Origin of the sequence: Streptomyces milbemycinicus, from assembly GCF_002154605.1 — a bacterium.
Lineage (GTDB): Bacteria > Actinomycetota > Actinomycetes > Streptomycetales > Streptomycetaceae > Streptomyces > Streptomyces milbemycinicus.
This window is the reverse complement of the sequence record NZ_MUNE01000925.1, coordinates 1-8,497: the sequence shown is the minus strand read 5'-3', so window position 1 is coordinate 8,497 and position 8,497 is coordinate 1. Positions and strand designations below refer to the sequence as shown.

Below are 8,497 nucleotides of genomic sequence, written 5' to 3'. Positions count from 1 at the left end.
GGGCGGGCGGCCGCCCGCCCCAAGAAGAAGAAGGGGCGCTCCAAGCTGGTCATGCTGGTCGGCGCGCTCGTCGTCATCGGCGGCGTCGCGTACGGCGCGGGCCTGGTGATGAACCACGCCGACGTGCCGAACGGCACCACCGTGCTGGGCGTCGACATCGGCGGCACCTCCAAGGAGACGGCCGTCCAGAAGCTGGACACCGAGCTGGAGGGCCGTACCACCGCCCCGCTGAAGGTGTCCGTGGACGGCCAGCAGAAGCAGATCAAGCCGTCCGTCGCGGGCCTGACGCTGGACACCGAGGCCACGGTCCGCGGCGTCGCCGGCCGCGACTACAACCCGGTCACCGTGATCGGCTCGCTGTTCGGCGGCACCCACCAGGCCGATCCCGTCGTCACGGTCGACGAGGAGAAGCTCAAGGACGCGCTGGAACGGCTCGCGGGCACCTCGGGGACGGCGCGCGAGGGCACGATCGAGTTCAAGCCCGGCAAGGCCGTCGCGGTGTACGGCAGGGCGGGCAAGGGGCTGGACGTCGACAAGGCGGTCGCGGCGGTGGACCAGGCGTTCCGGCAGCGGGCCGCCACGGGTGAGAACAAGGTCATCACCCTGCCCGTCGTCACCAAGCAGCCGCAGATCAGCAACGCCGAGGTCGACCGTAAGATGCGGACCTTCGCCAAGCCCGCGATGTCGGACCTGGTCAAGGTCCAGACAGACCCGGTGCACTCGCTGCCGCTGAGCCCGCAGAACTCCCTGTGGAAGGTCCTGTCCATGCGGGTGGTGGACGGCAAGCTGGTGGAGCACTACGACCTGAACGCCCTGAAGGAGCTGTACGGCGGCTTCTTCGACGGTGTGCTGATCCAGCGCGGCAACGGCAGCAAGCAGCCCGTCGCCCCGACGGACGTCGCGGTGGCGCTGGCCCAGGCGCTCAAGGGCAAGACCCCGGCCGAGCGGATCGGCATCATCGAGACCAACGGCAACTGAGCGAAGCGCGTACGGCCCCCGTCCGGCACCGGGCGGGGGCCGTCGTATGCCCGGCGCGGTCGTACGTCTGGCGCAGGGGTGCCCGGCCGGGACCGTGACATCTGTCATGCCGAGACCGCGACCGCTGACACTGCCGGGACGCGCCGCGCTGGGCGAAGCTTGGGCCATGACCGCAACAACCGCTCAGTCCGCTCCCGGCACGTCCGCCGGATCCGGCCGCGCCGAGGCGTCGGCGTCCGCGCCCGTGGTCGCCTTCGAGAAGGTGAACAAGAGCTACGGCAGCATGCGCGCCGTGGCCGACCTGGACCTCACGCTGCACCAGGGCGAGACCGTCGCGCTGCTCGGGCCCAACGGGGCGGGGAAGTCCTCGACCCTCGATCTGCTGCTGGGGCTGCGCACGCCCGACTCCGGCCTGGTCCGGATCTTCGGCACCACCCCGCGCCAGGCCATCGAGGGCGGCCGGGTGGGCGCGATGCTCCAGAGCGGCGGGCTGATGGAGGAGGTCACGGTCCAGGAGCTGGTGCGGCTCGCCTGCGATCTGCACCCCCTGGCCCATCCGGTGCGGCAGGTGCTGGAGGAGGCGGGCATCACGGACATCGCCGACCGGAAGGTGAACAAGCTCTCGGGCGGCCAGGAGCAGCGGGTGCGCTTCGCGCTGGCCACCGCGGGCGCCTCCGACCTGATCGTGCTGGACGAGCCCACCACCGGTATGGACGTCTCGTCCCGGCAGACCTTCTGGGCCGCGATGCGGGCGCAGGCGCGGCAGGGCCGCACCATCCTCTTTGCCACCCACTACCTCGAAGAGGCCGACGAGATAGCCGACCGCGTGATCGTGCTGCACCGCGGGCGGGTGCTCGCCGACGGCACGTCCGCGGAGATCAAGGCGATGGCCGGGGCCCGGCGGATCTCCTTCGAGCTCGACGAGCCGGCCGATGAGGCGGGCTTGCGCGCACTGCCTCATCTGACCGGGATCGAGATATCGGGGCGCACGGTCCGGATGCGGTCGAGCGACGCCGACGCGACGGTCCACGCGCTCTACGGCCTCGGGGTGTATCCGCGCGGGATCGAGGTCGCGGGCCTCGGCCTGGAGCAGGCGTTCCTCACCATCACCGACGCCGCGACCGCTGAGGAGGCGGGGCGATGATCACGCTGATCAAGCTGGAGATCACGCGCGCTCTGCGCAACAAGAAGTTCATGTTCTTCACGGTCATCTATCCCTCGGCGCTGTTCCTGGTGATCGCGGGGACCAGCGACACCACCTCTCTGGTGCCGCACACCCATCTGACGATGCCGCTGTACTACATGGTCGCGATGGCCTCCTTCGGTTCGCTGACGGCCGTGCTGATGGGCAACAGCGAGCGCATAGCCAAGGAGCGCGAATCGGGCTGGGTGAGACAGCTGAGGCTCACCGCGCTGCCCGGGCGCGGCTATGTGGTGGCGAAGATCGCCTCGGCGGCGGTGGCCACCCTGCCCGCGATCGTGGTCGTCTTCGTCGTGGCCGCGGCCGTCAAGGACGTGCGGCTCGACGCCGCGTGGCAGTGGCTCGCCCTGACCGGCGCGATATGGGCGGGCTCCCTGGTGTTCGCCGCGCTGGGTGTGGCCATCGGCTATCTGGCGTCCGGTGACGCCGTACGCCCACTGACCATGATCATCTACTTTGGCCTCTCGATCCTCGGCGGGCTGTGGTCGCCGACGACCTCGTACCCTCAGTGGCTGCAGAATATATCCGACTATCTGCCCACCCATGCCTATGCCGCGCTCGGTCAGGCGATCGAGCTGGGCGGCGCGCCGCACACCAAGGACATCGCCCTCCTGGTCGGCTATCTGGTCCTCTTCGCGGGCGCCGCCGCCTGGCTGTACCGCAAGGACACCCGCAAGGCATGAGCGGCGCGGACGAGCGGCGTGAGGAGGGGAGGGGGCGAAGGCCGGCCCGGTGCGGTGCGCTCAGTTCAGCCTCGCCCGGGCGGCCCGCGCCCGGCGCCGTACGGCCTCCGCCGCGTTCGGCTCCATCGCGGCCACGACCTCCGCGTACTCCTCCATCTCCTTCGCACCGGCCACGAAGTCCCCGCGCTCCACGAGCAGTTTGGCCCGCTCGTAGCGGAGCCGGGCCGGATGGCTGGGCAGCAGCAGCGACAGCTCCACCGCCCACAGCTGGACGTCCGTGAGCTCGGGCCGGGCGGCGGCCCAGGCGCGGATGTTGTTCAGGATCCGCAGCACGATCTCCAGCGGGGTGGCCGGGGCCGGCACCGTCGCGGCCGACGGGACCCCCAGCGCCCCCGCCACCAGCAGCGCCGCGTCCTCGTCGGACAGCACCCGCCCGCCGTCGAAGGGGTCGGCCAGCACATGGTGCCCGTACGGATCGCCGAAGCCGACCACGAAGTGGCCCGGCAGCGCCACCCCGTACACCGGCGCGCCCGCCCGCCGCGCCACCTCCAGCCACACCACGGACAGCAGGATCGGCAGTCCGCGCCGCCGCCGCAGCACCTCGTGGAGCAGTGAGGACTCCAGCCGCCGGTAGTCGGCCGCGGAGCCGCGGAAGTCGAAGCGGTCCCCGAGCAGCCCGGCCAGCGCCGCGGCCCAGGCGCCGGGCCCGCCGGGGGAGTAGGGCACAAGACCGGCCAGCCGGTCGAGTTCGATCTGCGCGGCGTCGATTCCGTCCTCGTCCAGCTCCGGGTCGGCCTCCTGCGCCACCAGCAGGCACAGCAGCGCCAGATCGGGGCGCTCCTCGCGGGCCGCCTCCGCGAAGCGCCGGCGCCGGGCCGGGGTGTCGTCTCTGCGTGGCATAGGTGTCTCGTGCCCGATCAGCGGTGGTTCTCGTGGGGTGCGCGCCAGTGGTGGTAGCTGTGGTGTGTGCTGAAGCCCATGCCCTCGTAGAGCGCCCGGGCACCGTCATTGTCCGTCTCGACCTGCAGATACGCAGCCGAGGCGCCCTCCTCCAGGGCCTTGCGGGCGAGCGCCGTCATCACGGCGCTGGCCAGGCCCTGCCGGCGCAGCTGCGGATCGGTCTCCACGGCCGTGAACCCGGCCCAGCGGCCGTCCACCACACACCGCCCGATCGCGGCCGGGACGCCTGAGGCGCCGTGCTCCGTCTCGAAGGTCGCTATGGTCGCGAACCACACCGACGGGCCGCCGCGGAGCACCCGCAGCACCTCGGGGGAGGGCTCACCGGAGGCGGAGCGCTGATAGCGGGCCAGCCAGGCGTCGTCGATATCGCGGGAGAGGGTGACCCGGGTGACATCGGCGTCCTTGTCCGCGATGGGCGCGAGGGCGGCGATCCGTATGTCCACCGAGACCTCCCGGACCCAGCCGTGCGCCGCCAGCTCCGCGGCCAGCAGCTCCTGTGTCCCCTCGGCCCCGGTGCTGACCTGGATATAGGCGGGCAGCCCGCGCTCGGCGTACCAGGCGGCCACCCGCCGCAGCGCGTCCTCGACCGGTACGCCCGGATCGCCGAGCGGCAGCGCGGAGTTGGCGCGCCGGGTGAAGCCGCCCGCAGCGCGCAGCTCCCACTCCCCGAGCCGTACGCTCTCCACCGGCGGCCAGGCGCGGGCGGCGGCCCGGTCCAGTTCGGCCGCGGTCGCCGCCGGGCCGCGGCGGCGGGCCGGAGCCGCGGGCACCACCTTGCCCGCCACCAGCGAGGATTCCGCGATGCGGACCTCCTCTCCCGTACGGCGAGTGACGCACAGCACACCGTGTGTCCACGATGTGAGCACACCGACCACGTCCGTGAACCGCGCGCCGCTGTCGCCACCCTCGAGCGTCAGCCTGACGGACACACGTCTACCCACGTCAGACGGGGTAATCCGGACCTCAAGTCGTCCGCCAGTGGTGAAATCCACAGCTCTGCCCGCCCCTCACGTGCGTCTGGTGCCCAAGAACGGAGATACTAGGTGCGGGCATCGACGACGCCGCGCTCCCGCGCGATAGCAGCCCTTAAGAGGAGGAACGACAGCGTGACCTACGTCATCGCGCAGCCTTGTGTCGACCTGAAAGACAAGGCGTGCATCGAGGAGTGCCCCGTCGACTGCATCTACGAGGGCCAGCGGTCCTTGTACATCCACCCGGACGAGTGCGTCGACTGTGGGGCCTGTGAGCCGGTCTGCCCGGTCGAGGCGATCTTCTACGAGGACGACACTCCCGAGGAGTGGAAGGACTACTACAAGGCCAACGTCGAGTTCTTCGACGAGCTGGGCTCGCCCGGTGGCGCGAGCAAGCTGGGCCTGATCGAGCGTGACCACCCCTTCATCGCCGCCCTGCCCCCGCAGGAGCACGACGAGTGACCTCGCGGCGCGCGGGCGCGTTCTAGAAGACGCCCCAGCACCGCGCAGCCCTCGGTCCCGCATGCCACCACGGCCTGCGGGGCCGGGCTGTTTTCCCAAGAAAGCGAGCCAGCTGTGCCACCCGTCTCCGCCCGTCTCCCCGTCTTCCCCTGGGACCGGCTCGAACCGTACAAGGCGACCGCCGCGGCGCATCCGGACGGCATCGTCGACCTGTCGGTGGGCACCCCCGTCGACCCGGTCCCCGAGCTGATCCGCGCCGCGCTGACCGACGCGGCCGACAGCCCCGGCTATCCGACCGTATGGGGCACCGCCGCGCTGCGGGACGCGCTGACCGGCTGGGTGGAGCGGCGGCTGGGCGCGACGGGCGTGGACCACACCCAGGTGCTGCCGGTGGTCGGCTCCAAGGAACTGGTGGCGTCGCTGCCCACCCAGCTCGGCCTCGGCCCCGGCGACCGCGTCGCCTTCCCGCGGCTGGCCTACCCGACGTACGAGGTGGGCGCGCGGCTGGCGGGCGCGGAGCCCGTGCCGTACGACGAGCCTACGGAGCTCGACCCGGCCGGGCTGAAGGTGCTGTGGCTCAACTCCCCGTCCAACCCGACCGGCCGGGTGATGGACAAGGACGAGCTGCGGGCGGCAGTGGCCTGGGCGCGCGAGCACGGCGTGCTGCTGGTCAGCGACGAGTGCTACCTGGAGCTCGGCTGGGACGCCGACCCGGTGTCCGTACTGCACCCTGAGGTGTCCGGCGGCAGCTTCGAGGGCCTGGTGGCGGTGCACTCGCTCTCCAAGCGCTCCAACCTGGCGGGCTACCGCGCGGCGTTCCTCGCCGGTGACGCGGCGGTGCTCGGCGAGCTGCTGCAGCTCCGCAAGCACGGCGGGATGATGGTGCCCGCGCCCGTCCAGGCCGCCACCGTCGCCGCGCTGGGCGACGACGCGCACGTGGCCGAGCAGCGCGAGCGCTACGCCCGCCGCCGGGCCGAGCTGCGCGAGGCGCTTGAGGGGTGCGGCTTCCGCATCGAGCACAGCGAGGCGTCGCTGTACCTGTGGGCGACGCGGGACGAGCCGTGCTGGGACACCGTCGGCGCGCTCGCCGAACTGGGCATCCTGGTGGCGCCGGGCGACTTCTACGGCGTGGCGGGGGAGCGGAACGTACGGGTCGCGTTCACCGCCACCGACGAGCGGGTGGCGGCGGCGGTCCAGCGGCTGGGCGGCGGTCTGCCCAGGCGTTGAGCGTGCGGCCACGCGGCCACGCGGACAGATGACGGGCCCGGGGAGCCGATGCTCCCCGGGCCCGGGCGTTTCGCGTGTGGGGCTGCCCTCAGCCACCCAGGATGGGCAGGCCCTTGACCGGCAGGCCGTCGGTCAGAGAGCTGGTGGGCAGCGTGCTCGGGGCGGCCGGGGTGGCCTGGGCGGGCTCGCTCGCCGCGGCCTTTCCGGCGGCGGCCTTGCCGACCTTCTTGGCCTTGCCGGCCTTGCCCGTGACAGCCTTGCCGACCTTGCTCGCGACGGCCTTGCCGCGGCTGGGTGCGGCGTGGCGGCCCTTGCCCCCCTTGGCCTTGGCCTTGGTCTCGGACATGGTCTTGTCGGCCACCGCCTTGCCGTGGTCGCCCTTGCCGGCCTTCGCCGCCCCCGCCTTTCCGGTCACCTTTCCGGTCTTGCCGGCGACGGCCTTCGCCCCGGAGGCCGCCTTGCCGGAGGCCGCCCTGGCCTCGGAAGTGGCCTTGCCCGCAGCGGCCTTGTCCGCGGGCCGGGCGACCGGAGCGGTCTGCTCCGGGCCCCGGAGGGCGCGCGTGACGGTCCCGCCGGCCTTGCCGCCGACCTCGCCCGCCGCGCTTCCGACGTGCTGCGAGGCGGCGTCCGCGAGGCTGCCGACCGCGGCGGTGTCGAGCGCGCTCAGCCCACCCAGCTTGGGGGCCTGCGTCAGGGACAGGTCCGCTGCACTCGCGGCGCCGGCGGCACCGACCACGGGAGCGGCGCCCGCTGCGACCAGCAGCGCGGTCCGGGCGATCCGACGCGTGAGGGGGAGGGACATGATGCTCCTTTGACGGAGGGACATTTGGCGTGGATGTCCGGCAGTCGGACGCAGTGAATACCGCGTGAGAAGCGGGAAGGTTGCGGTGCGTCAAGGTAAAGAATTGGCAATGCGTCGCATAATCCGTTTCGGATGTGAGTGGGTGTCGATGAATGTCGACGGACCCGCTCTGACCCGCCGTCACCAGTGGTGATCTGCCGCGTTATCGGGCGATGGCGATACGAACTTCCGGCCCGGAGTCCTCGTCGGTGGTATGCCAGCCGGCCCTCAAATTCCCGGCGGTCCATGCATGGTTGCCATAAGAAACGCGTTCGATGCGCAACTCGTCCGAGTGGGCCACCGCCCAATAGGCCAATTCCCAGCCGTTACGCTCCGCCCCGCCGCGGGCCCGGGTCGCCCCGGTCGACACCCGCACCATATGCGTGGCCGCGGCGCGCCCGCCGCCCTGGCCGGCCGGCCGTACCGCCGCCGCCACCTCGGCGCCGAACTCCCGCTTCAACTCCGCCCGGACCCGCGCCGGATCGCCCGGAACCCCGTCGTCCGGCGGGCCGGGGCAGGAGAAGGCGGCCGCCGAACGCCCCGTCAGCGCACCGGTCAACACCACGGCCTCGGTCTCGTGCTTCGCGTACGCCTGCGGGTAACCGCTGTACTGCACCCGCTGGGCGGCCACCGTGAGCGGGAGCCGCGAATAGCCGGGCACCTTCACCAGGTGGTCGTAGAACCGCCCCGTGGCGTAGACCGGATCCTGGATCTGCCGCGCGGTGCCCCAGCCCTGCGAGGGCCGTTGCTGGAAGAGCCCCAGCGAATCCCGGTCGCCATGGCGGATGTTGCGCAGCCCCGACTCCTGAAGCGCGGTGGCCAGCGCGATGGTGACGGCCCGCTCCGGCAGCCCCCGGGAGGCGGCCACCGCCTCGATCGTGGCCGCGTTGCCTGCCTGTTCGGGGGTGAGCGCCAGATACTCGCCCTCCGCCCGTACGAAGCAGCGGGGTGGGCCCCAGCCGCCGGTCGCGATGTGCACCGCCACATATCCGATCAGGGCCAGCAGTACGGCGCAGGCGATCGCGGCACGTGTCCGACGGGCGCGGCTGGCGAGGACGGGCAGGGGCACGGCGCACACGTTACTTGAGGGCCGCCCGGCCCCGGACCGACATGTGTCAAGAGGCACGTCACCGGCCCGGGAGGCCCCGCCACCACGGCTCTGCCCGGCCACTGC

9 protein-coding genes are annotated in these 8,497 nt (G+C 72.2%); 5 read left to right on the top strand and 4 right to left on the bottom strand.

Annotation, left to right across the window (positions count from 1 at the left end; all coding sequences use genetic code 11):
* The 3 genes from CCN51_RS48945 to CCN51_RS48935 all read left to right on the top strand — a co-directional run.
* Positions 1-978 (top strand): peptidoglycan binding domain-containing protein (locus CCN51_RS48945; protein WP_211303328.1); only part of this gene is annotated, 978 nt, incomplete at its 5' end.
* A 166-nt stretch (positions 979-1,144) separates the two neighbouring features.
* Complete coding sequence (locus CCN51_RS48940) at positions 1,145-2,122, top strand: ABC transporter ATP-binding protein (protein WP_014176690.1); 978 nt, start codon at positions 1,145-1,147, stop codon at positions 2,120-2,122.
* Positions 2,119-2,862, top strand: coding sequence for an ABC transporter permease (locus CCN51_RS48935; RefSeq protein WP_014176689.1), 744 nt, complete (start codon positions 2,119-2,121; stop codon positions 2,860-2,862). Before CCN51_RS48940 ends, CCN51_RS48935 begins: the two co-directional genes overlap by 4 nt.
* A 60-nt stretch (positions 2,863-2,922) precedes the next feature.
* On the opposite strand, the gene CCN51_RS48930 is transcribed toward CCN51_RS48935, so the two are convergent.
* Positions 2,923-3,762 carry a transglutaminase family protein gene (locus tag CCN51_RS48930; protein WP_014176688.1) on the bottom strand — a complete coding sequence of 280 codons (840 nt, stop codon included), beginning with the start codon at positions 3,760-3,762 and terminating at the stop codon, positions 2,923-2,925.
* A 17-nt stretch (positions 3,763-3,779) separates the two neighbouring features.
* Entirely contained in the window at positions 3,780-4,814 is a 1,035-nt protein-coding gene (locus CCN51_RS48925) for a GNAT family N-acetyltransferase (RefSeq protein ID WP_043486870.1), read from the bottom strand.
* A gap of 114 nt (positions 4,815-4,928) precedes the next feature.
* Here CCN51_RS48925 and fdxA point away from each other — a divergent pair, with 114 nt between their 5' ends.
* Both fdxA and dapC read left to right on the top strand, forming a co-directional pair.
* On the top strand, positions 4,929-5,255 hold the full coding sequence (gene fdxA / locus CCN51_RS48920; RefSeq protein WP_014054705.1) for a ferredoxin: 327 nt from the start codon (positions 4,929-4,931) through the stop codon (positions 5,253-5,255).
* A 114-nt stretch (positions 5,256-5,369) separates the two neighbouring features.
* Positions 5,370-6,482 carry a succinyldiaminopimelate transaminase gene (gene dapC, locus CCN51_RS48915; protein WP_014176686.1) on the top strand — a complete coding sequence of 371 codons (1,113 nt, stop codon included), beginning with the start codon at positions 5,370-5,372 and terminating at the stop codon, positions 6,480-6,482.
* Positions 6,483-6,570: 88 nt separating this feature from the next.
* Here the strand turns inward: dapC and CCN51_RS60400 are convergent, their stop codons facing one another.
* A complete protein-coding gene (locus CCN51_RS60400) occupies positions 6,571-7,284 on the bottom strand; it encodes a hypothetical protein (protein WP_014176685.1) in 714 nt (237 codons plus the stop codon).
* A gap of 202 nt (positions 7,285-7,486) precedes the next feature.
* Positions 7,487-8,392: a hypothetical protein gene (locus CCN51_RS48905; protein ID WP_014176684.1), complete on the bottom strand. Its 906-nt coding sequence runs from the start codon at positions 8,390-8,392 to the stop codon at positions 7,487-7,489.
* Positions 8,393-8,497: the final 105 nt, after the last annotated feature.

What these genes read in the sequence shown, in the direction of transcription:
- CCN51_RS48940 (WP_014176690.1), top strand. Translation starts at nt 1,145, where the DNA reads ATGACCGCAACAACCGCTCAGTCCGCTCCCGGCACGTCCGCCGGATCC.
- CCN51_RS48935 (WP_014176689.1), top strand. Translation starts at nt 2,119, where the DNA reads ATGATCACGCTGATCAAGCTGGAGATCACGCGCGCTCTGCGCAACAAG.
- CCN51_RS48930 (WP_014176688.1), bottom strand. Translation starts at nt 3,762, where the DNA reads ATGCCACGCAGAGACGACACCCCGGCCCGGCGCCGGCGCTTCGCGGAG.
- CCN51_RS60400 (WP_014176685.1), bottom strand. Translation starts at nt 7,284, where the DNA reads ATGTCCCTCCCCCTCACGCGTCGGATCGCCCGGACCGCGCTGCTGGTC.